25 protein-coding genes and 1 pseudogene are annotated in these 24,656 nt (G+C 71.0%); 22 read left to right on the plus strand and 4 right to left on the minus strand.

Going from position 1 to position 24,656, the window contains the following annotated elements; translation table 11 throughout:
• Nucleotides 1–141 precede the first annotated feature (141 nt).
• From ACWEN0_RS40925 to ACWEN0_RS40935, 3 genes and pseudogenes are all read left to right on the plus strand, one after another.
• On the plus strand, nucleotides 142–501 hold the full coding sequence (locus ACWEN0_RS40925) for an ArsR/SmtB family transcription factor (protein ID WP_451985834.1): 360 nt from the start codon (nucleotides 142–144) through the stop codon (nucleotides 499–501).
• 223 nt (nucleotides 502–724) lie between these two features.
• Nucleotides 725–862: pseudogene (locus ACWEN0_RS40930) on the plus strand (cell division protein FtsW); the annotation flags it as partial.
• Nucleotides 863–1,822: 960 nt separating this feature from the next.
• Entirely contained in the window at nucleotides 1,823–3,259 is a 1,437-nt protein-coding gene (locus ACWEN0_RS40935) for an FtsW/RodA/SpoVE family cell cycle protein (protein ID WP_451985836.1), read from the plus strand.
• Nucleotides 3,260–3,307: 48 nt separating this feature from the next.
• Here ACWEN0_RS40935 and ACWEN0_RS40940 read toward each other — a convergent pair whose 3' ends face one another.
• Nucleotides 3,308–3,703, minus strand: a complete 396-nt coding sequence (locus tag ACWEN0_RS40940) for a hypothetical protein (RefSeq protein ID WP_451985838.1) — start codon at nucleotides 3,701–3,703, stop codon at nucleotides 3,308–3,310.
• A gap of 918 nt (nucleotides 3,704–4,621) precedes the next feature.
• On the opposite strand from ACWEN0_RS40940, the gene ACWEN0_RS40945 reads away from it, so the two are divergent.
• From ACWEN0_RS40945 to ACWEN0_RS40955, 3 genes are all read left to right on the plus strand, one after another.
• Complete coding sequence (locus ACWEN0_RS40945; RefSeq protein WP_451985938.1) at nucleotides 4,622–5,656, plus strand: LCP family protein; 1,035 nt, start codon at nucleotides 4,622–4,624, stop codon at nucleotides 5,654–5,656.
• Between the two features lie 663 nt (nucleotides 5,657–6,319).
• The gene (locus ACWEN0_RS40950; RefSeq protein WP_451985840.1) at nucleotides 6,320–7,099 is read left to right on the plus strand and encodes an IS5 family transposase; all 780 of its coding nucleotides are present in this window, start codon (nucleotides 6,320–6,322) and stop codon (nucleotides 7,097–7,099) included.
• Nucleotides 7,087–7,470 carry a trypsin-like serine protease gene (locus ACWEN0_RS40955; RefSeq protein ID WP_451985940.1) on the plus strand — a complete coding sequence of 128 codons (384 nt, stop codon included), beginning with the start codon at nucleotides 7,087–7,089 and terminating at the stop codon, nucleotides 7,468–7,470. The genes ACWEN0_RS40950 and ACWEN0_RS40955 overlap by 13 nt, the downstream gene beginning before the upstream one ends.
• A 78-nt stretch (nucleotides 7,471–7,548) precedes the next feature.
• Here ACWEN0_RS40955 and ACWEN0_RS40960 read toward each other — a convergent pair whose 3' ends face one another.
• From ACWEN0_RS40960 to ACWEN0_RS40970, 3 genes are read right to left on the minus strand one after another with little or no spacing between them, the layout of a single operon-like run.
• Nucleotides 7,549–8,589: an MBL fold metallo-hydrolase gene (locus ACWEN0_RS40960; protein ID WP_451985842.1), complete on the minus strand. Its 1,041-nt coding sequence runs from the start codon at nucleotides 8,587–8,589 to the stop codon at nucleotides 7,549–7,551.
• Entirely contained in the window at nucleotides 8,586–9,332 is a 747-nt protein-coding gene (locus ACWEN0_RS40965) for an SDR family NAD(P)-dependent oxidoreductase (RefSeq protein WP_451985844.1), read from the minus strand. Before ACWEN0_RS40965 ends, ACWEN0_RS40960 begins: the two co-directional genes overlap by 4 nt.
• A gap of 34 nt (nucleotides 9,333–9,366) precedes the next feature.
• Nucleotides 9,367–10,653: an MFS transporter gene (locus tag ACWEN0_RS40970; RefSeq protein ID WP_451985846.1), complete on the minus strand. Its 1,287-nt coding sequence runs from the start codon at nucleotides 10,651–10,653 to the stop codon at nucleotides 9,367–9,369.
• Between the two features lie 219 nt (nucleotides 10,654–10,872).
• Between ACWEN0_RS40970 and ACWEN0_RS40975 the strand changes: the two genes are divergently transcribed.
• From ACWEN0_RS40975 to ACWEN0_RS41050, 16 genes are all read left to right on the plus strand, one after another.
• Nucleotides 10,873–11,661, plus strand: coding sequence for an enoyl-CoA hydratase/isomerase family protein (locus tag ACWEN0_RS40975; protein ID WP_451985848.1), 789 nt, complete (start codon nucleotides 10,873–10,875; stop codon nucleotides 11,659–11,661).
• A gap of 15 nt (nucleotides 11,662–11,676) precedes the next feature.
• A complete protein-coding gene (locus tag ACWEN0_RS40980; protein WP_451985850.1) occupies nucleotides 11,677–12,684 on the plus strand; it encodes a phosphotransferase family protein in 1,008 nt (335 codons plus the stop codon).
• The gene (locus tag ACWEN0_RS40985) at nucleotides 12,681–13,448 is read left to right on the plus strand and encodes an SDR family NAD(P)-dependent oxidoreductase (RefSeq protein WP_451985852.1); all 768 of its coding nucleotides are present in this window, start codon (nucleotides 12,681–12,683) and stop codon (nucleotides 13,446–13,448) included. The genes ACWEN0_RS40980 and ACWEN0_RS40985 overlap by 4 nt, the downstream gene beginning before the upstream one ends.
• The gene (locus tag ACWEN0_RS40990) at nucleotides 13,445–14,674 is read left to right on the plus strand and encodes an acyl-CoA dehydrogenase family protein (protein WP_451985854.1); all 1,230 of its coding nucleotides are present in this window, start codon (nucleotides 13,445–13,447) and stop codon (nucleotides 14,672–14,674) included. The genes ACWEN0_RS40985 and ACWEN0_RS40990 overlap by 4 nt, the downstream gene beginning before the upstream one ends.
• Nucleotides 14,671–15,468 (plus strand): SDR family NAD(P)-dependent oxidoreductase, encoded by a 798-nt coding sequence (locus ACWEN0_RS40995; protein WP_451985856.1) that lies wholly within the window; start codon nucleotides 14,671–14,673, stop codon nucleotides 15,466–15,468. The genes ACWEN0_RS40990 and ACWEN0_RS40995 overlap by 4 nt, the downstream gene beginning before the upstream one ends.
• On the plus strand, nucleotides 15,465–15,878 hold the full coding sequence (locus tag ACWEN0_RS41000) for a Zn-ribbon domain-containing OB-fold protein (RefSeq protein WP_451985858.1): 414 nt from the start codon (nucleotides 15,465–15,467) through the stop codon (nucleotides 15,876–15,878). Before ACWEN0_RS40995 ends, ACWEN0_RS41000 begins: the two co-directional genes overlap by 4 nt.
• Nucleotides 15,871–17,016 carry a thiolase family protein gene (locus ACWEN0_RS41005; protein WP_451985860.1) on the plus strand — a complete coding sequence of 382 codons (1,146 nt, stop codon included), beginning with the start codon at nucleotides 15,871–15,873 and terminating at the stop codon, nucleotides 17,014–17,016. The genes ACWEN0_RS41000 and ACWEN0_RS41005 overlap by 8 nt, the downstream gene beginning before the upstream one ends.
• 9 nt (nucleotides 17,017–17,025) lie before the next feature.
• Entirely contained in the window at nucleotides 17,026–18,315 is a 1,290-nt protein-coding gene (locus ACWEN0_RS41010) for an acyl-CoA dehydrogenase family protein (RefSeq protein ID WP_451985862.1), read from the plus strand.
• On the plus strand, nucleotides 18,312–19,388 hold the full coding sequence (locus ACWEN0_RS41015) for an acyl-CoA dehydrogenase family protein (protein ID WP_451985864.1): 1,077 nt from the start codon (nucleotides 18,312–18,314) through the stop codon (nucleotides 19,386–19,388). The genes ACWEN0_RS41010 and ACWEN0_RS41015 overlap by 4 nt, the downstream gene beginning before the upstream one ends.
• Before the next feature lie 112 nt (nucleotides 19,389–19,500).
• On the plus strand, nucleotides 19,501–20,142 hold the full coding sequence (locus ACWEN0_RS41020; protein ID WP_451985866.1) for a TetR family transcriptional regulator: 642 nt from the start codon (nucleotides 19,501–19,503) through the stop codon (nucleotides 20,140–20,142).
• 113 nt (nucleotides 20,143–20,255) lie between these two features.
• Entirely contained in the window at nucleotides 20,256–20,624 is a 369-nt protein-coding gene (locus tag ACWEN0_RS41025) for a nuclear transport factor 2 family protein (RefSeq protein WP_451985868.1), read from the plus strand.
• On the plus strand, nucleotides 20,621–20,992 hold the full coding sequence (locus ACWEN0_RS41030) for a hypothetical protein (RefSeq protein WP_451985870.1): 372 nt from the start codon (nucleotides 20,621–20,623) through the stop codon (nucleotides 20,990–20,992). The genes ACWEN0_RS41025 and ACWEN0_RS41030 overlap by 4 nt, the downstream gene beginning before the upstream one ends.
• A gap of 26 nt (nucleotides 20,993–21,018) precedes the next feature.
• Nucleotides 21,019–21,339, plus strand: a complete 321-nt coding sequence (locus ACWEN0_RS41035; RefSeq protein ID WP_451985872.1) for an EthD family reductase — start codon at nucleotides 21,019–21,021, stop codon at nucleotides 21,337–21,339.
• Nucleotides 21,340–21,349: 10 nt separating this feature from the next.
• Complete coding sequence (locus ACWEN0_RS41040; protein WP_451985874.1) at nucleotides 21,350–22,837, plus strand: class I adenylate-forming enzyme family protein; 1,488 nt, start codon at nucleotides 21,350–21,352, stop codon at nucleotides 22,835–22,837.
• Nucleotides 22,830–23,582: an enoyl-CoA hydratase-related protein gene (locus tag ACWEN0_RS41045; protein ID WP_451985876.1), complete on the plus strand. Its 753-nt coding sequence runs from the start codon at nucleotides 22,830–22,832 to the stop codon at nucleotides 23,580–23,582. The genes ACWEN0_RS41040 and ACWEN0_RS41045 overlap by 8 nt, the downstream gene beginning before the upstream one ends.
• Entirely contained in the window at nucleotides 23,582–24,619 is a 1,038-nt protein-coding gene (locus ACWEN0_RS41050; RefSeq protein WP_451985878.1) for an alcohol dehydrogenase catalytic domain-containing protein, read from the plus strand. Before ACWEN0_RS41045 ends, ACWEN0_RS41050 begins: the two co-directional genes overlap by 1 nt.
• Nucleotides 24,620–24,656: the final 37 nt, after the last annotated feature.

Genomic DNA, 24,656 nt, shown 5'->3' on the forward strand with positions numbered 1-24,656 from the left:
CTCCCCTCCACCTGGACAGACCGCATCGCCCGGCGGGCGACGGCCGGACCCAGTACACCGCACCCCGCCCACAACAGTCAAACACTTGTCGAAGTGACGGGTCTTACGTCAGACTCGGGGCAGACCCGGAAGGATGACCCCGTGCCCGCGCCAGCCGACCCCCCGCCACCCGCCCCCCTGCCGCCGGACCTCCTGCAGGACGCCGCCGTCACCTTCGGCCTGTTGTCGGCCACCGTCCGGCTGCACCTGCTGTGGCTGCTCGCCCACGGCGAACGCGACGTCGGCACCCTCGCCGAGGAAACCGGCCAGAGCGTCGCCACCGTCAGCCACCACCTCGGCAAGCTCAAGCTCGCCGGCCTGGTCCGCGCCCGCCGCCACGGCAAGCACCAGATCCATTCCATCGACGACCCCCAGGTCGCCGACATCGTCCAGCTCGCCGTCCGGCACCAGCAGGAACTCCGCGCCGGTTCACCCCGGACGCGCCGTACCCGGGGCGCCTGAGGTCGCTCAGTGTCCTATCAGGACACATCTGAGAGTCTCCCGACGCCGGTCCGACGGGAACCGATCGACAGCCGGGCGGCGGACGTGGTGGCCGAGGGGAGCGGTGGCCGGGTGCACGGCTGTGTTCAGGTGGCTTTCTCGTCCGCCGACGTCGTTCCACCTGGTGTTGTGCCTGTGCGGGCTGTTGACGTTGCTCGGTGCGGTGATGGTGCTGTCGGCGTCCTCGGCCCTGCTGATGTTCGCGCTGGTGATGGCCCAGCCGAACTTCGGCGGCACGATCACGCTCGGGATCGTCCTGATGGCCCTGCTGTGGTTCGCCGGGGCGCCGAAGCGGCTGTTCGCGGCATTGCTCCTCGCGGCCGGCTCCTGCGCCTGCCCGCCCCGGGGCTCTCGGTACCGCGCAACCCGCCACGATGCGAACGGCGGCGTGGGCGAACCGATCGTCGTCCGGTCGTGCCGACCGGCGAGCGTGGCAGCGGGCGGCCGCCCAGGTAGTGCGCACCGACCGGGGGATGCCGGCTCGGATTCTCAGCGTTTTGCCAGCACCAGGCGGATACGATCGCGCGTCTCGGGACCGCTGACGCCCCCACGCGCGGATGTTGTTCCCGGGGATCACCGTGAGGAGCGCGTTATGTCCGAAGTGGACCGCAGGGCATGAGGCTTGTCGTGTGGGCGGTGCTGTGCGTCGTTTGCCTCGCCTCGGACCACGTCGTGCTCGGCGTATTCGGATTGCTCGTGCTCGGCGCCGCTCACGGGGGCTCCGCCGATGTTCGCCGAGTGCGTCGCGGCGTGACCGGCACTGTCCAGCCGGTGTCCGGCCCGCCGTGCCCCGAACCGCGACGCGTCGGCGCGCCGAGCTGACCGCGCTGCGCCTCGGAACCACCGCCCGCATCCGCTCGATCCTTCTTCCTGCAAGGCCGCGGACATCCTGCGGGCCGGCCGCCTGGAGCTGCTGGACGCAAGGCCCTCTCGCCGGTCCTGCTCGTGCACGGACACGGCCAGCCGGGCTAGGAGACCGCCGACGGCTATCACCGCCTCTCATCACCTCGGCGAAACTCCGACATCCCGTGCAGGCAGATCTGATCCGGCGGCGTCGCTCGGCTTCTCAGCGATTCGCCAGCGAACGGTGCCTAGGATCGGGAACCAGCTCGGCTCCGGCTGTCCGTGTTCTTCGTGACGATGCCGGTGCGCCCGGGCCGTTCAGGTGTGTCCACACAGGACACCACGTCCGCTGGCTCCGGTGAGGTTCTCGGGATCGATGATTCCCCGTCCGAAGAGGACGGTGACGGGCAGCCCGCCCGTAGCGCCGTCCCGGCAGTCCATGACGCGTCGTGGTACCGAGCTGCTGATGCTCGTCTTCGCCGCCGTCATCGTGGTGTGCGCTTTCGTTCTCGTGGAAAGCAACCAGGACCACGAGCTCACCGCGGCCGTGGCGTGGTACGGGCTCGGGTACTTCGCGATCTTCGCGATCGCCCACTTCGCCGCCCGCCGGTGGGCACCCCACGCGGACCCGCTCATCCTGCCGTGCACGGCCCTGCTCAACGGGATCGGGCTGGTGATGATCTACCGGATCGATCTGGCGCAGGCCGCGAAAGCCGCCCAGAACAACGACACCGTCGCGGCCGAGGCACCGAAGCAGGTCCTGTGGACCGTCCTCGCTCTGGCGCTGTTCCTGCTCGTGCTGATCGTGGTCAAGGACCATCGGCGGCTGGCCCGGTTCGGGTATACGGCCGGACTGGCCGGGATCGTCGCCGTCGCGCTGCCGGCGGTACTGCCCAGCTCGATCTCGGAGGTGAACGGGGCGAAGGTGTGGATCAAGCTCGGCCCGTTGTCGATCCAGCCCGGCGAGTTCGCCAAAATTCTGCTGCTGGTGTTCTTCGCGTCGTTCCTCGTCACGAAGCGCGAGCTGTTCATGTCGGCGGGCAAGAAGGTGTTCGGCGTCGAACTGCCGCGCGCCCGCGACCTCGGCCCGATCCTGATCGCCGCGCTGGGCTGCATGGCGATCCTGGCGTTCGAGAAGGAGCTCGGGGCCGCGCTGCTGTTCTTCGGGATCGTGCTCGTGCTGATCTACGTCGCCACCGAGCGCGGGATCTGGGTCGGGCTCGGGCTCGTCGTGTTCGCGGCCGGCTGCGTGCTCGCGTACCTGCTGTTCAACCACGTCCGCCAGCGCGTGATGAACTGGATCGATCCGCTGGCCACCTACGACCAGCCCGGCGGGGGTTACCAGCTGGCCCAGGGGCTGTTCGGGATCGCGACCGGCGGGGTCGGCGGCACCGGCCTCGGCGCGGGCCGGCCGGACATGGTGCCCGAGGCCAGTACCGACTTCATCACCGCCGCGATCGGCGAGGAACTCGGGTTCGTCGGTCTCGCGGCGATCCTGATGATCTACTTGATTCTGGCGATGCGTGGCGTGCGGGCGGCCCTGTCGGTGCGGGACACGTTCGGCAAGCTGCTCGGTGTCGGCTTGTCCTTCGCCGTCGTGATGCAGATCTTCGTCGTCGTCGGCGGGGTCACGAAGCTGATCCCGGAAACGGGGATCACCGCGCCGTTCCTGTCCAAGGGTGGCTCGTCGCTGCTGGCGAACTACATCCTCGTGGCCCTGCTGATGCGGATTTCCGACACGGCCCGCCGGCCCGCGGCCGTCCCGGCGGCGTCCCGGCCACGCCAGGCCCCGCTGGCCGACGCGCACACCGTGCTGGTCAGCGCCCCACAGGGCCCCTGGTCCGGCCGCGCCGAGGACGGGACGCCCGGGCCGTGACCGCCCACGCACGGCAGCGCGGTCGCGCCTTGCCCCAGGGCGGCGAGCTCACCGTCCGGCCGGGGGCAGTCGGTCAAGACAGCCGGACCAGTCCCCGGCCGGGCAGATCCCGACATCGGTGATCGTCGTGTCGAGCGTGACGCGGTGCCCGGGGTCCAGGCAGGTACTCCAGGATTCCCGGCCGACGCACGCGGTGTAGGCACCGGACTCGAACACCGTGACCACGGTGGCCGGAATGACCACGGCACCGACGCCGCCCGCGAAACACAGGTCGGGCCGGGGAGGATCGACCCGCACGACGACCGGAGCCGGATGCGGGTCGGCGCCGCAGTCGCGGCGGACGATGGCCGAGCCCGTGCCGGGCGTCGCACCGCATCCGGTGAGCAGGCTGATCGTGAGCCCAGGGACCACCAACAGCGCCGCGCATCGGCGGAACTCATTCACCACAGCCCCTTCCGCCCTCGGCCGGCCCGTGACTGTCGCGTTCGACCATCGGGAGGTTTCCTGTCCGCTGCGGGCGAGTGTTCGAACCGAGTGTGCGACCGAGTCGTTGAGAGGACGTTGAGACGCTCCGGTTGCCCGGATCGGTTGCGAGACAGCGCGGAATTCACAGCGCGTTCACTCATCAAACCCTCAGCACGTTCCGGGTACGGTCGCGAAGCGCCGCGCGCGGCACAGGTCCCGGGCAGGGGCGCCGCGCGCGGCGTACTGGAGTGTCCCAACAGGACCGGAGGTCGGCTCCGAGCGCGGCGACGGGGGTTGACAGGTGGATCACGAGCAGCGATCGACGCCGTCCGCCCGTCGCCGGCCCACCCCGCAGCGTTCGGCGACCGCCCGTCCCACAGCGGCTGATCGTCCCGTGGCCCGGGAGGCCCGCACGGTCCGCGTTGCTCCCGTGTCCACGGCCGCGGCACGTCGCCGGCGGCGTCCGGCCCTGGTCGTGGGCCGGGCCGCGGTCGGGCTGGCGTCGGTGCTGGTGCTGACCGGCACCGGGGTGGCCTCGACCATGCTGACCAGCCTCGTCAACGGCCTCAACACCTCCGACGCGCTCGACGCCAACGGCCCGAAGTCCATCGGCAGCGACCAGAACATCCTGTTGATCGGTCTGGATTCCCGCAAGGACCAGGACGGCAACCAGCTGCCCAAGGACATCCTCGACCAGCTGCACGCCGGGGACGGCGCCGAGGGCGGCTACAACACCAACACGCTGATCCTCGTGCACATCCCCGGCGACGGCGGCAAGGTCTCCGCGGTGTCGATCCCTCGCGACGACTACGTGCCCGTGCAGGGCATTCCCGGCTACACACCCACGCCAAGATCAAAGAGGCGTACGGGCTGGCGAAGTTCTACGCCGAACAGAATCTGGCCAAGCAGGGCGTCTCCGGCGCCGACCTCGAACACAAGGGCCGCGAAGCCGGCCGCAAGAAAACCCTCGAAACGGTCCGGAACTTCCTGGACGTGCCGATCGACCGGTTCGCCGAAATCAATCTGGCCGGCTTCTACGACCTCGCCACCGCCCTGGGCGGCGTGGAAGTGTGCCTGAACCACCCGGTGAAGGACAGCTACTCGGGCGCGGACTTCCCGGCCGGCCACCAGACGTTGAACGGGTCACAGGCGCTGTCGTTCGTGCGGCAGCGGCACGGTCTGGACAACGGGGACCTGGACCGCACGCACCGGCAGCAGGCGTTCATCGCCTCGGCCGCGCACAAGCTGCGCAGCGCCGGCACGTTCACCGACCTCGGCAAGCTGCAGGACCTCATCGACACCGCGAAGAAGGACGTGGTGATTTCGTCGGGGTGGGACATTCTGGCGTTCGCGCAGCAGGCGCAGAACCTCACCGGCGGCAACCTCGAGTTCACCACCCTGCCGATCGCCGGGTACGACAAGGTCGACGGCCAGGACGTGAACAGGGTCGACACCGGGCAGGTCCGCGCCGCGGTCCGGGCCGCGTTCGGCATCGCGGCGCCGCCGCCGGCGACCCCGCAGCCCAAGGCATCGGCCACGATCGACGTCCGCAACACCACCGGTAAGCCCGGGCTGGCCTCGACCGTCGCGACGGCGCTGGCACCGTACGGGTTCCACACCGGACAGCTGGCCAATTCCGCCGCCGCCGCATCGTCGGTCGCGTACGGCGCGGGAGCGAAGGACGATGCGGCCACCGCGGCGTCACTGCTGGGCGGTCTGCCGGTCACCGCCGACTCCCACGTTCCCCAGGGCCGCCTCCGGATCATCCTCGGCACTGGGTTCAGCTTGCCGGCAGCCCTCGGCCCGCACGGAGCCGGCGCTCCCGCAGCCACCGCGACGGCAGCCGTGCCGACGTCCCCGGCCGCGCCGCCCCCGGCCGCCGGGCCGCAGGGAGGCACGGTCGACGGCAGCGGCATTCCCTGCGTCAACTGATCGCTCCGAAAGAGGTTCGCGCGTGTCCTTGCCCTCGCGCTCGTCGCCGGCTGTTGCCTTGCTCGCCGGCCGCCGCTGTCGAGTGGGGACGGCGACCGCGCAGGACTTCCCGGTGCCTGGAAACCCGCGTTCGCGTCGTACCCACGCGCGGGCACGCTGCGATGTCGGGGTGAGGTTGCGGAAAGAGCCTGGGGCGGCGGCGGTCTCGGGGGAGGAAAGCTGCCGCCGGTCCCAGGCCCGCGACGGATGCCGCAGAGCCGATGTCGACCGAGCGCTGCCGGTTGTTACGACCTCGGGTCAATGCTGGGAGTGCCCGCTCGGTGCGCCCAAGATCCTCGGTGCTGAGCGCTCGTCGCCGTCACGCCAGGCGGTGGGCCGGGCTCGCCCCCTACGCGAGCCCGGCACGCCGCATCCCCTGGTGGTGCCCTCCGGCTCCCCAGCCGTCGGCGAGGACTCCGGTCCCCGCGCGGTCCCGACAACCGCACGCGCCGGTGAAACCTGCACGACGGCGGTCCGTGACGAGATTGCAGATCATGAACACCCGACTGGGGGATATCCGGCGCCCCATGCGACGCCGGTCCGCGCCGATAACTGCCGACTTCTGCAGGTGGGCTGGAGTAAGGTTTCGTCTGGTGGCTGAGAAACAAGGACGACCGTTCTCCGATGCCTGCTCGATGGTCGAAGGGATCATCTGCCGGGTATCGGTGCGGGATTGCCTGGCGGGACGTGCCGGAGGTGTTCGGTCCGTGGCGGACGATCTGGACCTGGCACCGCCGGATGGCCGGCGACGGCACCTGGGACACCGTCCTGCAGCGCTTGCACGCCGAAGCGGATGCAGCGGGCTTGGTGGATTGGTCGGTGTCGGTGGATTCCACGATTGCGCGGGCGCATCGCACGCCACCAACATCACCCGCCCCACAGGGGGCTGGGTCGAACTACACAGGCCTGCTTGCCGAGCCGCCTGATCACGCGATCGGCGGCTGGAGCACCAAGGTGTACCACATCGTCGACGGGAACGGCCGGCCGCTGGTGACGTTGGTCGGGCCTGGCCAAGCCGGGGACGCACCGATGTTCCCGCACCTGATGCGGCACCTGGCGATCCGTCGGGCGGGCCGCACCCGGCCTGATCGGCTTCGAGGCGACAAAGCGTATTCGTTGCGGGCGATCCGCCGGCATCTGCGTGACCGCGACGTCACCGCAGTGATCCCCGAGTCGGCCGATCAGATCGGGCACCGCAAACGGCGTGGTTCCCGCGGCGGACGTCCACCGGCCTTCGACGCGCTCGACTACCGCGGCCGCAACGTCGTCGAACGCCGCTTCAACCTGCTCAAGCAATGGCGAGGTCTGGCTACTCGCTATGACAAGCTCACCATCGTCTACCGATCAGCTGATGTTCTCCATGCGGTGATCACCTGGACCAAGGCATTGTCATACACGACCTAGCCGGACACGCAGCGCGACCGGGTGACCGGGTGACGCTGTACGGGTGGGGCTCGGACGAGCCCGACGGTGATACCTCGAACCTGCCGACCCGGCTACAGCAGCTCAACACGCAGGTGCTTCCGGCGGCCAGGTGCGCCGACGCGCAGCAGCCCGCCGGGGAGATCTACACCGACAACCCGCACGGCACGGACGGTCCCGGCGGAGGTGACTCCGGCGGCCCGGCTGTCAAGATGACGGACGCCGTGCCGCAGCTCGTCGGTACGTGCAGTCGGGCGGCGGCGCAGACCCCCGGCGAGGCCCCGACCGTCTACACCAGGTCACCGGACTTCCGGAGCTGGCTCTACGACGCGCGGGTCCCGGCAGCGGCATAGCTGAGGTGGCGCTGGTCGTGGCCGATGGGCCGGTGGCGACGTGGACCGACCCGAAGATGCTGGCCGGCCAAAGCCGGATCAGATGCTCTCGTAACGGCGCACGCCACCGGTGTCGCCGAACTTGAGCTTTTCCTGTTGAGCGAGCAAGTCGAGGTGCGCGCCGGTTTCCAGGACGGCCAGCATCTGGTTGAACGGGTCCAATGTGGCGAGCCGGCGGTTCCGTTTGGTCCAGCTCATGCGGGTCGCCGCTTCGAAGGCCGTGCCGGCTCCGGCCTGGACCTGAGCGAGCATCAGGTCGAGCCGTTGCCGGTGGTGGGCCAGGAGTTCGTCGATCCGGGCGTGGCCGCTGGCGGAAACGGGGCCGTGGGCCGGTAGCAGGCGCCGGTCGGGCATGGCGCGGACCACGCGCAGGGACTCCAGGTAGTCCTTCAACGGCAGGTCGGGAGGGGCCGCCTGAAACCCGATGGACGGGGTGATGTGGGGCAGGATGTGGTCGCCGGAGAACAGGAGATCGGCGGTGCTGTCGACGAAGACGACGTGGCCTTCGGTGTGGCCGGGAGTGGCGACGACGGCGAACTCCCGGTTCGGGAGGACGCGGCGGTGGCCGGGATTGAGCCATTCGTCGGGCTGTTCCCAGCTTTCCACCTCCTCGTCGTCCATGACCGCCGTCAGGCTGGGGATGAGGTGTTCGGCGCCGCCGAGGCGGAGCAGGTCGAGCTGGGTGCGGATCGGATCCTTGGCGGCTTCCGCGACGATCCGCAGGCTGGGGCGTTCGCCCGACCCGAGGGAGACCTTGGTGCCGAACTCGCGCCGGAGCGCGACCGCCTGGGTGTAGTGGTCGCGGTGGATGTGGGTGACGAGGAACTCCCGGACGTCGCCCAGTCCCGCGCCGAGGGCGCCCAGTGCGTCGGCGAGCAGTTTCCGTGACTCCGGCAGCGCCCAGCCGGAGTCGATCAGGACCAGTTCGCTGCCGTCGGTGACGGCGTAGACGTTTACCGCGCGGAGCCCGTCGCCGGGCAGGGGCAGCGGAATCCGGTACACGCCGTCGGCCACCTCGTAGATGCCCGGGGCGCTCCAGTCGGGATCTTCGCCGTCCGGCACTGGTGTGCGGGTGCTCATCGGGCGCTCCACCCGCCGTCGACGTACAGGTCGGATCCGGTGGTGTAGCCGGAGTCGTCGCTCGCGAGGTAGGCAACGGCCGCGGCGACTTCTTCCGGCCGTCCGAGCCGGCCCATCGGGGTGTTGGCCAGCATCGCGGCGTGGCGCTCGGTGTTCTCGAAGCGCTCCAGCAGGTGCCGGGTGCCGATGAAGCCGGGGACGACGGTGTTGACGCGGACTCCGGCGGTGGCCCAGTGCAGGGCGGCGTTCATGGTCATCGAGCGCACCGCGCCTTTCGCCGCGGCGTAGGAAAAACTGTTCGCGAGGCCGCCGGTGTGCCCGAGGATCGAACCGACGTTGACGATCGCTCCGCCGCCCGCGCGGGCGATGGCGGGGCCGGCGTGCTTCATGCCGAGCCAGGTGCCCGCCTGGTCGACGGACACGACCTGGTCCCAGCGGTCCTTCCCTTCGGTTTCGACCGTGCCGGTGCTGCCGATGCCGGCGTTGTTCACGAGGACGTGGAGAGCTCCCCAGCGCTCCTGCACCGCGAGCACTGCGGTCCGCCAAGCGGATTCGTCGGCGACGTCGAGCGTGACCGTCAGCGTGTCGGCGTCGAGGCGGGCCGCCAGTTCCGCGCAGGCGTCCTTGTCGACGTCGCTGAGTGCGAGGGATGCGCCTTCGCCGGCGAGGCGGGTGGCGATGGCCGTGCCCAGCCCGCCGGTGGCGCCGGTGATCAGCACCCGGCGGTTGTCGAAGCGTCGCACGCGGTCTCCTCGGTGGTGAAGTGGTTTCCGCCGGTCATGACGGCGACCCCGACTTCTCCGCGGGGCTGTCGTCCCGGGGGCGGCCCGACAGTTTCGAGGACGCGGTCTCCTTCATGGTCGCGACCACGAGCAGGCCGACAAGAGCGGCGAAGATGACGTAGAACGCCGGGGCGATGGTGATCCCGGTCGTGGAGACGAGCCAGGTCGTCACCAGCGACACGATCCCGGTGCCCAGCACACCACCGATGTTGAAGCCGAGGGACACGCCCGTGTAGCGCACGCGGGTCGGGAAGAATTCGGCGTACTGGGCGTAGACGACGCCCTGCTGGACGCTGAACGGCACGTTCAGGACCAGTGCGGCGACGATCGCCAGCGGCAGGGATCCCTGCTGCATCACCCAGAAACAGGGGACGGCGAGCACCACGAAGCCCGCCATGGCGGCGGTCAGCACGCGACGGCGGCCGAAGCGGTCGCTCAGCGAACCCGCCCACGGGATCAGCGCCAACGGCATCAGGACGATGAGGACGATCAGCCACAGGGCGCCGGTCAGCGGGTAGTGCAGCACCGCGGAGAGGTGGACCAGGAGGTAGACCGAGGCGATGCCGCCAGTCGTCTGCGTCGAGTAGGCGATGCCGACCAGGCGCAGGAGGCCGGCTTTGTGCTGGCGCAGCACTTCGGTGACCGGGGCCTTCGGAGGCGCCTGTTCCCGCACCATCTGCAGGAAGAGCGGCGAGTCCTCCACCCGCATGCGGTAGAGCACGGCCACCACCAGCAGCGGCGCGGCGACGAGGAAGGGGATGCGCCAGCCCCAGCTGCTCAGCTGCTGCGCCGAGGTGAAGGCGCTCAGCGCGCCCACCGACGCGGCGGCCGTGGCGAGGCCGAGGGAGATGCCGATGGCGGTGGCCGAGCCGAACAGGCCCCGGCTGCGCGCGGGGGCCGACTCCGTGGACAGCGAGGCGGCGCCGCCGATTTCGCCGCCGGCGGAGAGCCCCTGCAGGATGCGGAGCGCGGTCAGCAGGACGGGGGCCGCGATGCCGGCGCTGCCGTAGGTCGGGAGCAGCCCGGTGAGCGTGGTGGCGACGCCCATCAGGGTCACGGTCGTCATCAGGACGGTCTTGCGGCCGCGGCGGTCGCCGAGCCGGCCGAAGATCAGCCCGCCGATCGGCCGGGCCAGGAAACCGCTGGAGACGACCCCGAGCGTGCTGAGCACCCCGAGCAGTCCGTTCTGGCCGGGGAAGAACAGCGGGGCCAGCACGACGGCGAGGTAGCCGTAGATCGCGAAGTCGTAGTACTCGATGGCGGTCCCGACGGCGGCGGCCACGCCCGCTCGTCTGGCGACTCGATCCTGATCGGGAAGCGATGGTGTCGGCATCCGCGCTCCTTTGCGCTTTCGCAGATCGGCTGCCGCGGGGTCAGCCGCCGCGACGGAGCTCACAGTAGGCATGAACTGAGGTCAGTTCAAGTAGGCGAGTTCATTTCTTGACTAAGCCGGAGCTCGCGTGTCAAGGTGACCTGAAGTCAGTTCAGTTTGGGAGGATTCATGGCAGTCGAGGACGACATCCAGTTCGAGCGTGACGGGCACATCGCGCGGATCTGGTTCAACCGGCCGCACAAGCGCAACTGCATCACCGTCCCGATGCTCCACCGCCTCGACGAGATCATCACCGAGATCGAAGCCGACCCGGAGCTGCGCGTCGTGGTCGTGCGCGGGCGCGAAAACACCTTCTCTTCGGGGTTCGACCTCGACAGCCTGCAGGCCGACTTCATCGGCACGAGCACCGCGATGGACGTCGCGGTCGTCTCGGCGAAGGTCTGCGATCGGCTCTACACCATGTCCAAGCCGTCGGTGGCCGTGCTCGAGGGGTACGTCACCGCGGGCGGGTTCGAAGTAATGATTTCGTGCGACTTCGCGATCGCCGACGAGGACGCGAAGATCGGCGACTTCCACATCCGCCGCGCGCTGTTCGGCGGCGCGGGCCCGATCTACCGGCTCCCGCGGATGCTGGGCATCCGCAAGACGAAGGAGCTCATGCTCACCGGCAAGCTCCTCTCGGGCAAGGAGGCGGACGAGTTCGACCTGGTCAACGCCAGCGCGCCGGCCGCGGAACTGGACGCGACGGTCGACGAGTTCATCAGCCACCTCACGGACAAGAGCCCGTTCCAGCTGAAGCTGACCAAGATGGCCGTCGACCGCGGCCTGGACGCCGACATCGCGTCCCTCATGGTCCTCGAGCACCTCGCCGTCGGCGTCACGCTGAACTCGCAGGACGCCGCCGAGGGCGTCGCCGCGTTCCTGGAAAAGCGCGAACCGAAGTGGACCGGCCGCTGACGCGGAGAAGACGAGATGAGCACTTCGACAGTGGAGACGGACGCCGACCCGCAGCTCGGCGCCCGCGTGCGCACGGCGCTCGGGCTCACCGGGCCGTTGACCGTCTTGGACGGCGGGCGCTCGGGCCTGACCTACGCCATCCGGGGCCCGGAAGCCGGGTACGTCGTCAAAGCGGTGCCGCCGGGCCGGCGGGCCGCCGGGCGCCATGACGTGCTGCGCCAGGCCGCGATCCTCGAAGCGGTGGCGGGGACGGGGGTGCCCGTCCCCGCCGTGCGAGCCGTGGACGGGGGAGAACCCGCGTGGTTCGCGATGGACCTCGCCGCCGGCGAGGCCGTGGAGCCGGTGCTGGAACCAGGCCGGGCGGTCGATCCCGAGCTGGCGCACGCCCGCATGGTCACCGCCGCCCGGATGCTCGGTGCCCTCCACGCCATCCCCGTGGCGAGCATCGGCCGATCGCTGGCCGCGGCGGCACCGGAGGCGACCCCGCTGGACGCGGAGGTCGAAAAGTGGGCGCGGACCATGCACGCGGTGCCGGACGACCTCCGGCCGGGCGGAGCCGAGCTGGTCAGCGTGCTGGCGGACGACATCCCGGACGCGCTCGAGCCCGTGCTCGTGCACGGTGACTTCCGCCTCGGGAACGTGCTGTTCGACGGTCTCGTGCCGACCGCGCTGATCGACTGGGAGATCTGGGGCATCGGCGACCCGCGGGTCGACCTGGGCTGGTTCGGGGTGTTCACCGACGGCACGCTGTTCCCCGGCGCCGGGCACGCGGTCGACGGGCTGCCGACCGGAGACCTGCTGGCCGAAACGTACCGCGAAGCGTGCGGGCACCGCGGCGACGTGCTTGCCGCGAGGGAGTGGTTCGCGGCGTTCGGCCGGATGAAGATGGCGGCGATCATGGCGCACAACCTGGTCCGGCACCGCACCGGAGCCCATCACGATCCGGTCCAGGAACAGCTGCCGCCGACGATCGCCAAGATGATCTCGGATGCCCGGGGACTGCTGGCCGGAGGCGAGCGATGACCGTCCGCGCTCCGGGTGAGCTCTTCGATCTGACGGGACGCACCGCGATCGTCACGGGGGCGTCCTCCGGGCTGGGGGAACGGTTCGCCCGCGTCCTCGCCGCGGCGGGGGCGACGGTGTGGGCGTCCGCCCGGCGCAAGGACCGGCTCGACCGGCTGGCCGCCGACGTGCCCGGTGTGCGAGCGGCGCCGTGCGACGTGTCGCTGGCGACCGACCGCGCGGCGCTGGTCCAGGGCGTCGTGGCCGAACACGGCCGCATCGACATCCTGGTCAACAACGCCGGTACCGGCAGCAAAGCACGTCCGCACGAGGAGACGCCGGAGGCGTTCGCCGACGTGCTCGAGACGAACCTCGTCGCGCCCTTCCACCTCGCCCAGCTAGTCGCCGCCACGGCGGCCGGACGGCCGGTGTCGATCGTCAACGTGAGCTCCATCGTCGGCGTGGTTTCGACCGCACCGCGAGGCGGCGCGAGCTACGCGGCCGGCAAAGCCGGACTCATCGGCCTGACCCGGCAGCTCGCGGGGCATTGGGGCCGCAACGGCGTCCGGGTCAACGCCCTGGCACCGGGGTGGTTCCGCACGGAGATGAACGACGCGATGTTCGAGGACGAGACGTCTCTGCGGTGGATCGAGCGGAACACCATGGTGCGCCGGCCGGGCGACCCGGACGAGCTCGACGGTGCCCTGCTGTTCCTCGCTTCGGCGGCGTCCGCGTACTGCACCGGACAGGTGCTGGCCGTCGACGGGGGGTGGACCGCACGATGACTGGAGTTCCCAGGCAGGAACTGGAAGAGTTCGCCGAGAGCGCGCGCGTCTGGTTGTCCGGACGGCTGGCACGCCGGGACGGCGCGCCACGCCGTTCGGTCGCGGTGTTCCACGACCTCGCCCACGACGACGAGCGCGCCCTCATCGACCGCATCCGGGACTGGCAGCGCACGAAGTTCGACGCCGGGTACGGCGCCCTGTCGTGGGCGGTTGAAGACGGCGGAGCCGGGTTGACGCCGCTGCACGAAGAAGCCTTCGCCGAGGTGGAGCGGGAATTCGAGACACCGGGGCAGCACGAACTGACTTCGGTGAGCACCGCGCTGATCGTGCCCACCGTGCGGATGTTCGGCACCGCGGACCAGAAAGCGCGCCTCGTGCGGCCGCTGTTGCGGGGGGACACCCTGGCCTGTCAGCTGTTCTCCGAGCCCGCCGCCGGCTCCGATCTGGCAGGGCTGGGCACCCGCGCGGTACGCGAGGGCGACGAGTGGGTCGTGACCGGGCAAAAGGTCTGGAGTTCGGGCGCCCAGTTCGCCGGCTGGGGGGAACTGATCACCCGCACCGATCCCGAAGTGCCGAAACACCGGGGCATGACGGCGTTCCTGCTGCCGATGGACACGCCCGGGGTGGAGGTGCGCCCGCTGCGGCAGATGTCGGGCGGCTCGTCCTTCTGCGAAGTCTTCCTCGACCGGGTGCGCATCCCCGACGCACTGCGCCTCGGCGACGTCGGCGGTGGCTGGGCGGTGACCCTCGCGACCCTCGGGTTCGAGCGTGGCCACTCCGGGGCCAACGCGGATCTCGGCGGCGGGTTCGCCGAGCTGCTCGACGACGCGCGCCGGCTCGGTCGCGTGCACAACCCGGAGGTGCGCCGGCTGCTGGCCGAGGTGTGGGCGGCGGAGCAGGTGGCCGCGGTGTCCGCCCAGCGCGATCGCGAGTCGCGACAGGCCGGGCGTGAACCGGGGCCACTCGGCTCGCTGCGGAAACTGGCCTGGGCGCAACGGCTCAAGCTGGTTTCCGAAGCCGCGGCGGCGGTGCTGGGTCCCCGGCTCGTCGCCGATTTCGGCGACGGCAGCTACCGCTGGACCGAGCACGTGCTGGGCGCACCCGGCTATCGCATCGCCGGGGGCACGGACGAGGTGCAGCGCACGATCATCGCGGAGCGCCTGCTCGGTCTGCCACCGGAACCCCGAGCCGATCGCGGCATCGCCTGGAAGGACATCCCGAAATGACCACGAGTGTGAAGGAAGCCGTAGCCCGGGTGCGGGAAAACGGGCAGCCCCTTGACGGGCGGACCGCACTGGTCACCGGTGGCTCGCGGGGCCTCGGCCGCGAGATCGCCATCGCCTTCGCGGCGGCCGGTGCCGACGTCGCGGTGGTTTCCCGCAAACTCGACAGCTGCGTCGCCCTCGCCGAGGAACTCGCCGCGGAGACCGGGCGGAAAGTCACCGCGCACGCGGCGCACGTCGGTGACTGGGACCGGCTCGGCGGCCTGCTCGACGAGGTCGAGGCGGCGCTGGCCCCCGTCGACGTCCTGGTCAACAACGCCGGGATGGCGCCGCTCTACCCGAGCCTGGCCGAAGTCGGCGAAACCTTGTTCGACAAGGTCGTCGCCGTGAACCTCAAGGGGCCGTTCCGCCTGATGGCCCTGGCGGGCTCGCGCATGGCGGAACGCGGCGGCGGGGTGATGCTGAACATCTCCTCGATGGCCTCGGGGCGCCCGACCGCACAGGATCTGCCCTACGCTGCCGCGAAGGCCGCGCTCAACACGCTCACGGCCGGCTTCGCCCAGGAGTACGGCCCGTCGGTCCGGGTCAACACCATCGTTGCCGGACCTTTCCGCACCGACATCAGCAAGGCGTGGGACATGGCCGCCGTCGACGAGATGGCCCGGAGCTGGCCGTCGCGCCGGATCGGCGAACCGGACGAGATCGTCGGCGCGGCCCTCTACCTGTGCGGGCCGCACGCGAGCTACACGACCGGTTCGCTGCTGACGGTCGACGGCGGAAGGCTGGCCGCGCCGTGAACTTCGTCGACGACACCCTCGTGATCGACACGCCCGAAGGGCCCGCGTTGCGGGGAAGCGAGTGCGGGGACTGCGGCGCCCACACGTTCCCCCGGCAGGACGGCTGTCCCCGGTGCACGGGAACGGCGATGCGCGAGGTCGCGCTGGCCCGCCGGGGCACGCTCTGGTCGTGGACCGTCCAGGGGTTCCGCCCGAAACCGCCGTACACCGGGTCCGCGGCCTACGAGCCCTACGGCATCGGCTACATCGCCCTGCCCGGGCAGCTGATCGTCGAGGCCCGGCTGGCCGAGTCCGACCCGGCGAAGCTCGCGATCGGTACCGAGATGGAGCTGATGTTCGTGCCCTTCCGCGACGACGCCGACGGGCGTCCCGTCCACACGTTCGGTTTCGTGGCGGTGGACCATGCCTGAGGTCGCGATCGTCGGGATCGGCATGCACCGGTTCGGCCGCACGGACGGGGTGTCCGGCCGGGCGCAGGCGGTGCACGCGGCGCGTGAAGCACTGCGGGACGCCGGACTGAAGTTCTCCGACATGCAGTTCGGGTTCGGCGGCTCGCACTCCGCGGGAGACGCGGACACGCTGGTCTCCGAGCTCGGCCTGACGGGGTTGCCGTTCGTCAACGTCGCCAACGGGTGCGCGACCGGCGGCAGCGCGCTGATCGCCGCCGACGCCGCCATCCGGTCCGGGAAGCACGACGTCGGGATCGTGATCGGCTTCGACAAGCATCCCCGCGGCGCGTTCACCACCGACCCGGCCGAACACGGGATCGGCGCCTGGTACGGCGAGACCGGGCTGATGGTCACCACCCAGTTCTTCGGCATGAAGATCCAGCGCTACCTGCACGACCACGACATCGACCCGGCGGTGCTCGCGTTGGTCGCCGAGAAGTCCTTCCGCAACGGCGCCCGCAACCCGATGGCCTGGCGCCGCAAGGAGATCAGCGCCGAGGAGATCGCGGCCGCGCCGATGATCTCGCACCCGCTCACGCAATACATGTACTGCTCGCCCGGGGAAGGCGCGGTGGCGCTGGTGCTGTGCCGGGCGGACCGGGCCCGGAGCCACACCGCCCGCCCGGTCTTCCTGACCGCCGCGGAGTTCCGCAGCCGGAAGTACGGCTCGTTCGAGGTGTTCGCTCCGTGGATCGCCGCCGAGCGTGCCTCGTCACCGACGGTCGAGGCGTCGGCCGCGGCGTTCGAGAGCGCCGGGATCGCGCCGTCCGATGTGGACATCGCGCAGATCCAGGACACCGAGGCCGGCGCGGAGCTGATGCACCTGGCCGAAACCGGGCTGTGCGCCGACGGTGAGCAGGAGGCGCTGATCCGGGACGGGGTCACCGAGATCGGCGGCCGGTTGCCGGTGAACACCGACGGCGGGTGCATCGCCAACGGCGAGCCGATCGGCGCCTCCGGCCTGCGGCAGGTCTTCGAGAACGTGCTCCAGCTGCGCGGCGACGCCGGGGAGCACCAGGTCCCGGGCGACCCGCGAGTCGGGTTCACCCACGTCTACGGCGCACCGGGCATTTCCGCCTGCACGGTGCTGACGCGTTAGGAGCGGTTCATGAGCTGGGGATTCGAGAACGATCCCGAGGTCCAGGAGGAGCTGGACTGGGTCGAGGAGTTCGTCCGGTCCGAGGTCGAGCCGGTCGACCAGGTCGTCGAGCACGCCTGGAACCCGCGCGACCCGGTGCGCAACGCGCTCATCAAGCCGTTGCAGCAGCGGGTGCGGGAGCGGAACCTGTGGGCGGCCCACCTCGGCCCGGAGCTCGGCGGCAAGGGTTTCGGGCAGCTTCGGCTCGCGTTGCTGAACGAGAAGCTCGGCCGGACCCACTCCGGCCCGGTGGTGTTCGGCTGCCAGGCACCCGACTCGGGCAACGCCGAGATCCTGGCCCACTACGGCAGCGAGCACCTGAAGGCGACGTACTTGCAACCGCTCGTCGACGGCGAGATCGTGTCGTGTTTCTCGATGACCGAGCCGCACGGCGGGTCCGATCCGACCGGCTTCCGCACCACCGCGCACCTCGACGGCGACACCTGGGTGATCAACGGCGAGAAGTGGTTTTCCAGCCACGCCCTGTTCGCCGAGTTCCTCATCGTCATGGCGGTCACCGAACCGGAGGCGCCGGCGCACAAGTCGATGTCGATGTTCGTCGTCCCGGCCGGTACGCCGGGGGTCGAGCGCGTCCGCGACGTCTCGGTGTGGGGCCACGAGGAGCCGGTCGGCACCCACCAGTACCTGCGCTACACCGACGTCCGCATCCCCGCGGAGAACCTGCTCGGCGGCCGCGGTGAGGCCTTCGCGGTCGCGCAGACCCGCTTGGGCGGCGGCCGCATCCACCACGCCATGCGGACCGTCGGGCTGGTGCAGACCGCCTTCGAGATGATGAAGCGGCGCGCGGTCTCCCGGACCACCAAGGACGGCAAGCTCGCCGACAAGCAGCTGGTGCAGGAAATGATCGCCGACTCCTGGATCCAGCTGGAACAGTTCCGGCTGCTCGTCCTGCGGACCGCGTGGCGGATCGACCGGTTCAACGACTACAAGAAGGTCCGCGCCGACATCTCCGCGGTGAAGGCCGCGATGCCGAAGGTGCTGGCCGACATCGCCGGCCGCGCGATCCAGATCCACGGTTCGCTCGGGATCTCCCAGGAGCTGCCGTTCGGCAAGTGGGTCATGGAGTCCTTCCACATGGGACTGGCCGACGGCGCCACCGAGGTCCACAAGGTCAACCTGGCCCAGGCCCTGCTGCGCGGCACCGAACCCGACGACGGGCTGTTCCCGCCCTACACCCGGCCGAACCTGCAGGCCGATGCGCGGCTGCGGTTCGCCGACGTCCTGGAGGCCGGGGCATGAGCCCGCGCATCACCCCCGACGCCGAGGCCGAAGAGCTGCGGGCGGTCGTGCGCGAGTTCTTGGGCAAGCACGTCGGACCGGCGCGTGATCCGGACCAGGGTTGGGATCCCGCGATCTGGCGGCGGTTCGCCGCGGAACTGGGCGTGGCCGGGCTCGATGCGCCCGAGGAGCACGGCGGCGCCGGCGCGAGCTTCCGCGAGGTCGCGGTCGTGGCGGAGGAGCTGGGGCGTTCCCTGGCGAGGCTGCCCTGGTTCACCACCGCCGTGCTCGGGGTCGGCGTGCTGCTGCACACGACCGGCACCCGGCGGCACGGCTTCCTCCCGGCACTGCTCGACGGCACGGTCACGGCCACCCTCGCCTACCGTGAGCACAGCCAGACCCGTGCGGTCGCGGACGCGCTTGGGGAGTGGTTCGTCTCCGGGGAGAAGGTCCTGGTGCTCGAAGGGGCGACGGCGGATCTGCTGTTCGTCACGGCGGAAACCGCCGAGGGCCCGTCGCTGTTCGCCGTCGAAGGCGCGCTCCCGGAAGTCAGCCGTCGTCCTGTCCGGGCCATCGATCCGAACCGGCAGCCGGCGAGCGTGGCCTTCGACGGCGCGCCGGCCGTCCTGCTGGGCGCCCCCGGCGAGGCCGCGCCGGTACTCGAGCGGGTGCTGCTGCGTGCCTCCGCCGCGCTCGCCGCCGAACAGACCGGCGGGGCCGCCGCGGCCATGGACTGCGCCGTGGACCACGCGGCGAACCGGCTGCAGTTCGGCCGGCCGATCGGCACGTTCCAGGCGATCAAGCACCGCTGCGCCGACATGGCCGTCCAGGTGGAGGCGGCCCGGTCGGCGTCGCTGTGGGCGGCCGCCGAGATCGCCGGGGACACGGCCGAGGCGGCCCGCGCGACCGCGACGGCGGCGCTGGTGTGCGGGGACGCCTACCGCTGGGTCGCCGACGAGAACGTCCAGGTCCACGGCGGAATCGGGTTTACCTGGGAACATTCCGCCCACCTGCACGTCCGGCGCGCGCTCAGCAGTGCGGTCCTCTTCGAAGGGAGTCGTCGTGATGCCCTCCTCGACGCCATCGGGGTCTGACCCCGGCGGCGATCCCGGGCCGGCGGTCGCGGAACACGCGGTTCGGCGAATGACCTGAAGCCGGTTCAGGTGACCTTTAGAGTGTGGTGGTCACCAGCCCAGGGAGCCCAGTGTGAGCATTGAGTCATTGACCGAGTCCGACGACGGCCCGCGGTCCAAGCGGCCGGCGATCCTGGCCGTGGCCGTCGAGCGTTTCGGGGAGGTCGGCTACGAGGCCACGAAGTGGTCGGAGATCGCCGAACGGGTCGGCATCGGGCACACGGCGCTGTACCACTACTTCGAGTCCAAAGCGCACTGCCTGCTCACGATCATGCGGCTCGGGCTGCGCAACTCCGACACCGCGTTCCACGAGGCGACGAAGGAGACCCCCACCGCGGTGGCGGCCCTGCGCGCGGCCGTGGCAGCCGCCTGCGCGATCCCGCCGTGGGAAGTACAGCAGAACCGCATTCTGCAGGCCAACATCGCGTTGCTGGCCAACGAGCGCGCGTCGGAACGCGAAGAGACCGAGCGGCTGGCGTGCCGCGCCCTGGTCGTGAAGATCGAACACAACTGGGCGGAACTGCTCGAGCGGGGGATCGCCACCGGCGAGTTCCCGGACCGTGATCCGCTGCTGATGGCGCGCAGCATCCTCGGGATGATCGTCGGGGTGTGGCGGTGGTACCGGCCCGGCGGAACGCTGGACCTCGACGCCATCGCCGGGTTCGTCGAAGGGTGCTGCGTGCGCATGGTCGCCGGGACCGATCCGGCCCCCTGAGCCCGGCCCGCGAGGACGCCACAAGCTCTTGCTCTTCGCTTCGAGGCTGCTTAGAGTCCGTGAAGACGAACTGACTTCATGTCAGTTTTGAGTCCGTCAAGGAGGACGGTGCAGTGATCATCGAGGACTACTACGCCCGGCTCGACGGCCCCGAGCCGCTGAGCGCGCTCGACCTGGTCGAACCGGAGGTCGAGTTCCTGATCGCCTTGCCGGGGAACGAGATCCGAGGCAGCGGTTCGGCCGATCTGAAGGACTACATCACGGCCCGGCCCGCCGTCGGGCGCCGGCACCACGTCCGGCGCCGCGGCGTGGACGGCGACCTGGAGCTGGTCTACGGGATCATCACCGAAGGCGACGGCCGGGGAACCGGCTCGTTCTCCGCGGTCGCCGAGGTTTCCCCCGCCGGACGGGTGCGGCGCTATCAGGTCTTTTTCCACCCCGAATTCAGCTTGTTCCCCTTGCCGCGAGGAGGTGCCGCGTGAGTGCCGCCCCGACGCTGGAGCGCTGGTTCACCACGATCGACTCGGACCACCCCGAAGGCATCCTGGACCTGATCGCTCCCGCGTTCCGGTTTTCGATCGTGTTCGGCACCGGCGGCGGCCGGGCGACTGACTTCGCCGGCGGCCGCGAGGCCATGGAGGGATACCTCGCCCAGCGGGAAAAGGGCGTGCTCACCCACCACGTCCTGACCGGCTCGACGGCCGGCCGCGACGAGCTGGTCCTGGGCCTGACCCGCCGCGGAGCCGAGTTCGAGTCCACCTTCGTCGCCGCCGCCAGGCTCGACGAAGACGGCAACGTCGTCTCACTGATGATCGGGCGCTCGCCGGAGCTGGATCTCGACGCGGTTTGACCCACCCGCACCCGCAGGAGGCTGTGATGTTCAACCTTGTTCTGCTCGCCGCTCGCCCGCCCGAGTGGACCCACGACCGGTTCATCGAGTGGTGGCGCGGCGAGCACGCCGAACTGACCTATCCGCTGCCCGGCCTGCGAGCCTGGCGGCACACCGCCGTGTCCAGCGCGCTCGAACCCCGCTCGGAAGGCTGGGACGGACTGTCCGTGCTGAGCTTCGACGACGAAGCCGCGGCCCGTGCCGCGCTCGCCAGCCCCGAGTGGGACGCCGCCGTCCGCCACGTCGGCGCCATGCGCGGCAAGCGGATCGCGCTGCTCGGCGACGAACGCGAGATGTTCCCGGCATGAGGAGCCCGCGATGAGGGAACTGGTCGCGGAGCTCGACGCCCGCGCGGTCACCGAACCCGGCGCGGTCGTGGCGATCGACGCCGATGGCGCGCACACCTTGTCCGCCGTCCTGGGCGCCGCTGACGACTTCGCGAAGGTGCTGGCCGAGGTGGCGGGTCCGGGGAGCACGCTGCTCGTCCAGGCCGACAACACCTGGCGCACGGTCGTCGCCGCGCTGGCGGTCGGCCGGCTGGGCGGAACCCTCGCGCTGATCAGCCGGCACAGCACCCGCGAGGAGTTCGCCGCCGCCCGCGAGGACATCGCTCCCGATGCCGTCGTGGCGGCCGCGGAGGTGCTGTCCTCTTGGGACACCGAGCCTGACGGCGGCACGGTCCTCGAAGGCTGGCGGCTCGCCGCCGCGGGACGCTCCGCGCCGGACCGCTGGGCGAATGGGGTCGTCATCGGGCTCACCTCCGGTTCGACCGGCCGCGCCAAGGGCGTGGTGCAGAGCGAGGCCGCCCTCAGGTACGCGAGCCGCCGCACGATCGAGGCGGTGGGGCTGCGGCCCGGTGACCCGGTCGGCGCGCTGGTGCCCCTGTCTTCCGCCGCGGCGATCTGCTTCGGCCTCTACCTGCCCCTGATGCTGGGCGGGCCGATGCTCCTGCTGCCGAAGTGGGAACCGGGCACGGCGGTCCGGCTCATGGCCGAGCACGCGGCGCGGTGGACGATGTGCGTGCCCACCATGGCCCTGCAGATGGGCTCGGCCGACGGCGCCGACGGCGCGCTGACGGCCATGACGGCGATGACGGTGGGTGGCGGTCCGATGGACGCCGGCGCGCTCGGGCGCGCCGAACGCCGGCTGGGCACGCGTTTCCTGCGCGTGTTCGGCATGTCCGAGTGCCTGGGGCACACCACGTCGTCACCGTCGGACGCGGCGGAACGGCGGCTCGGCACCGACGGCCGGCCCTTCCCCGGGACCGAACTGCGCGTCGTGGACGAGCTGGGCGCACCGCTGGGGACCGGCGTGACGGGCCATGCCCAGGTCCGGGGTCCGTCGCTGTTCCTGGGCTACGCACGCCAAGGGACGGTCGAGCGCCCGCCGCTGACCGAGGACGGGTTCCTGGCCACCGGTGACCTGATGGAAATCGCGCCCGACGGCTCGGTGAGCGTGAAGGGGCGCGAGAAGGACATCGTCATCCGCGGCGGCCGCAACATCGACATCACCGAAGTCGAGAGCGCGATCGCCCGGCACCCGGAGATCGACCAGGTGTGCGTGGTCCCGGTCCCCGACGACGTGCTGGGCGAGCGCGTCGCGGCGTTGCTGGTCACCGCGCGCGAGGACCTCGACGTGCCGGCGCTGCAGCGGCACCTCGACGGCGAGGGGCTCGCGAAGGGAAAGTGGCCCGAGTACGTCTTCCGGGTCGACGCGCTGCCGCAGAACCGGGTCGGCAAGCTCGCGCGACGCGATGCGGCGGCGATCGCGGATCGCCTGCGTGGTGCGGAGGACCGTGATGGATGAAGTGTCCGTGGTCGTCGACGGTCCGAAGACGACGATCGCGTTTTCCCGGCCGAAGGCGCTCAACGCCCTGACCACGTCGATGCTCGACCACGCCGCGGACGTCGTCGAGACGGCCGCGAGCGGCACCCGGGTCATCGTGCTCACCGGCGCCGGCCGGGCGTTCAGCGCCGGCGCGGACCTCGGCGCCGAACCCGGCGAACGCACGATCGCGGCCGCGAACCGGCTGACGTCGGCGATCGTGCACAGCCCGAAGGTCGTGGTCGCCGCGGTCAACGGCCCGGCCGTGGGCGTCGCCTGCTCGTTCGCGCTGGCGGCCGACGTCGCGGTCGCGGCGTCGTCGGCGTACTTCCTGCTCGGGTTCGCGACCGTCGGCCTCATGCCCGACGGCGGGGCCACGGCCCTGCTCCCGGCGGCGGTCGGGCGCGCGAGAGCGGGCCGCATGATGTTCCTCCAGGACCGGATTCCCGCACGCCTGGCCGAAGAGTGGGGCATGATCGCCCGCGCGGTCCCGGACGACCAGTTCGCCGGCTTCGTCGATGAGTTCGCCGAGCGGTTCGCGAACGGCCCGGCGCTTGCCCACGCGCAGGCGAAGAAGGCGATGAACGCGGCCGTGCTCGACCGGCTCGACGACGCGCTGGAGCGGGAAGCGGCCGGGCAATCCGCGCTCTTCGCCACCGGCGACCATCGCGAAGGCGCGGCCGCCTTCCGCGCGCACCGGCCGCCCCGGTTCACCGGGAGGCCGTGATGCGGGCGTTCCGGTTGACCGGACCGAAATCCGCGCGGATGGAAGAGGTCGAGACCCCGGCACCCGGGCCCGGGCAGGTGCTGCTCGACGTCCTGGCGGCCGGGGTGTGCCGATCCGATCTGGCGGTCCTCGATCGGGTGCAGGCACTCGGGTATCCCGTCCCGTTCACGTTCGGCCACGAGATCTGCGGCCGGGTGACTGCCCTCGGTCCCGGCGTGGATGGGGTCGAGGTCGGCACGGAGGTGGTGGTGCACGCGCCGGTCGGCTGCGGCCGCTGCCGCCGGTGCGGCCGCGGCGAAACCCAGTACTGCGACACCGGGCACGAGAGCGGGGTCGCCGGTTTCGGCCTAGGCCTGGACGGTGGAATGGCGGACGCCGTCGTGGTCGATGCCGCCCGGCTGGTGCCGAGTGCGGGCCTTGCTCCCGCGCACGCCGCTGTCCTGGCCGACGCCGGGCTGACGTCCTACCACGCCGTCGCCGGGTCGCTCTCGCGCTTGTCCGACCCGGACGCGGTGGCCGTCGTGATCGGTGTCGGCGGCCTGGGGCACGTCGCGCTGAGCATCCTGCGCGCCCGGACCGCGGCGACCGTGGTGGCGGTGGACATCCGGGAGCAGGCCCTCGAACTGGCTCGCGCGCTGGGCGCCGACCACACCGAGACCATCGACCGCTGTCCCGAGGTGGTCCGCGCCGTCACCGGCGGCCGCGGCGCGGACGTCGTGTTCGATTTCGCCGCGGCGCCGAGTACCGCGGAAGTGGCTCCGTCGTTGCTGCGCAAGGCCGGAGATCTCGTGATCGTGGGGAGCGGGGGAGGCGTGCTGCCCGTGAGCAAGCCGGGCCCACTGCCCTCGGGCACCCGGATACGCCTGCCGTACTGGGGATCGAAAGACGAGCTGGCCGAGGTCGTCGACCTCGCTCGCCAAGGGGCGCTCCCGGTGCGCACCGAGGAGTTCGCGCTGTCGGAGGCACCTCGGGTGTTCGACCTGCTGGCCGCGGGAGAAGTGGTCGGTCGCGCGGTGCTCGATCCGCGTCTCGGCTGACCGGCCCGGGGGTGAGGATCGAGCACCCGGGCCGGTC

Source organism: Amycolatopsis sp. NPDC004378, assembly GCF_053602455.1.

Excerpts from the sequence above, each read along its gene's own strand:
- ACWEN0_RS40935 (WP_451985836.1), top strand. The coding sequence starts at position 1,823 with ATGACGCGTCGTGGTACCGAGCTGCTGATGCTCGTCTTCGCCGCCGTC.
- ACWEN0_RS40950 (WP_451985840.1), top strand. The coding sequence starts at position 6,320 with ATGCCTGCTCGATGGTCGAAGGGATCATCTGCCGGGTATCGGTGCGGG.
- ACWEN0_RS40960 (WP_451985842.1), bottom strand. The coding sequence starts at position 8,589 with ATGAGCACCCGCACACCAGTGCCGGACGGCGAAGATCCCGACTGGAGC.
- ACWEN0_RS40975 (WP_451985848.1), top strand. The coding sequence starts at position 10,873 with ATGGCAGTCGAGGACGACATCCAGTTCGAGCGTGACGGGCACATCGCG.
- ACWEN0_RS40980 (WP_451985850.1), top strand. The coding sequence starts at position 11,677 with ATGAGCACTTCGACAGTGGAGACGGACGCCGACCCGCAGCTCGGCGCC.
- ACWEN0_RS40985 (WP_451985852.1), top strand. The coding sequence starts at position 12,681 with ATGACCGTCCGCGCTCCGGGTGAGCTCTTCGATCTGACGGGACGCACC.
- ACWEN0_RS40990 (WP_451985854.1), top strand. The coding sequence starts at position 13,445 with ATGACTGGAGTTCCCAGGCAGGAACTGGAAGAGTTCGCCGAGAGCGCG.
- ACWEN0_RS40995 (WP_451985856.1), top strand. The coding sequence starts at position 14,671 with ATGACCACGAGTGTGAAGGAAGCCGTAGCCCGGGTGCGGGAAAACGGG.
- ACWEN0_RS41005 (WP_451985860.1), top strand. The coding sequence starts at position 15,871 with ATGCCTGAGGTCGCGATCGTCGGGATCGGCATGCACCGGTTCGGCCGC.
- ACWEN0_RS41010 (WP_451985862.1), top strand. The coding sequence starts at position 17,026 with ATGAGCTGGGGATTCGAGAACGATCCCGAGGTCCAGGAGGAGCTGGAC.
- ACWEN0_RS41015 (WP_451985864.1), top strand. The coding sequence starts at position 18,312 with ATGAGCCCGCGCATCACCCCCGACGCCGAGGCCGAAGAGCTGCGGGCG.
- ACWEN0_RS41035 (WP_451985872.1), top strand. The coding sequence starts at position 21,019 with ATGTTCAACCTTGTTCTGCTCGCCGCTCGCCCGCCCGAGTGGACCCAC.
- ACWEN0_RS41040 (WP_451985874.1), top strand. The coding sequence starts at position 21,350 with ATGAGGGAACTGGTCGCGGAGCTCGACGCCCGCGCGGTCACCGAACCC.
- ACWEN0_RS41045 (WP_451985876.1), top strand. The coding sequence starts at position 22,830 with ATGGATGAAGTGTCCGTGGTCGTCGACGGTCCGAAGACGACGATCGCG.
- ACWEN0_RS41050 (WP_451985878.1), top strand. The coding sequence starts at position 23,582 with ATGCGGGCGTTCCGGTTGACCGGACCGAAATCCGCGCGGATGGAAGAG.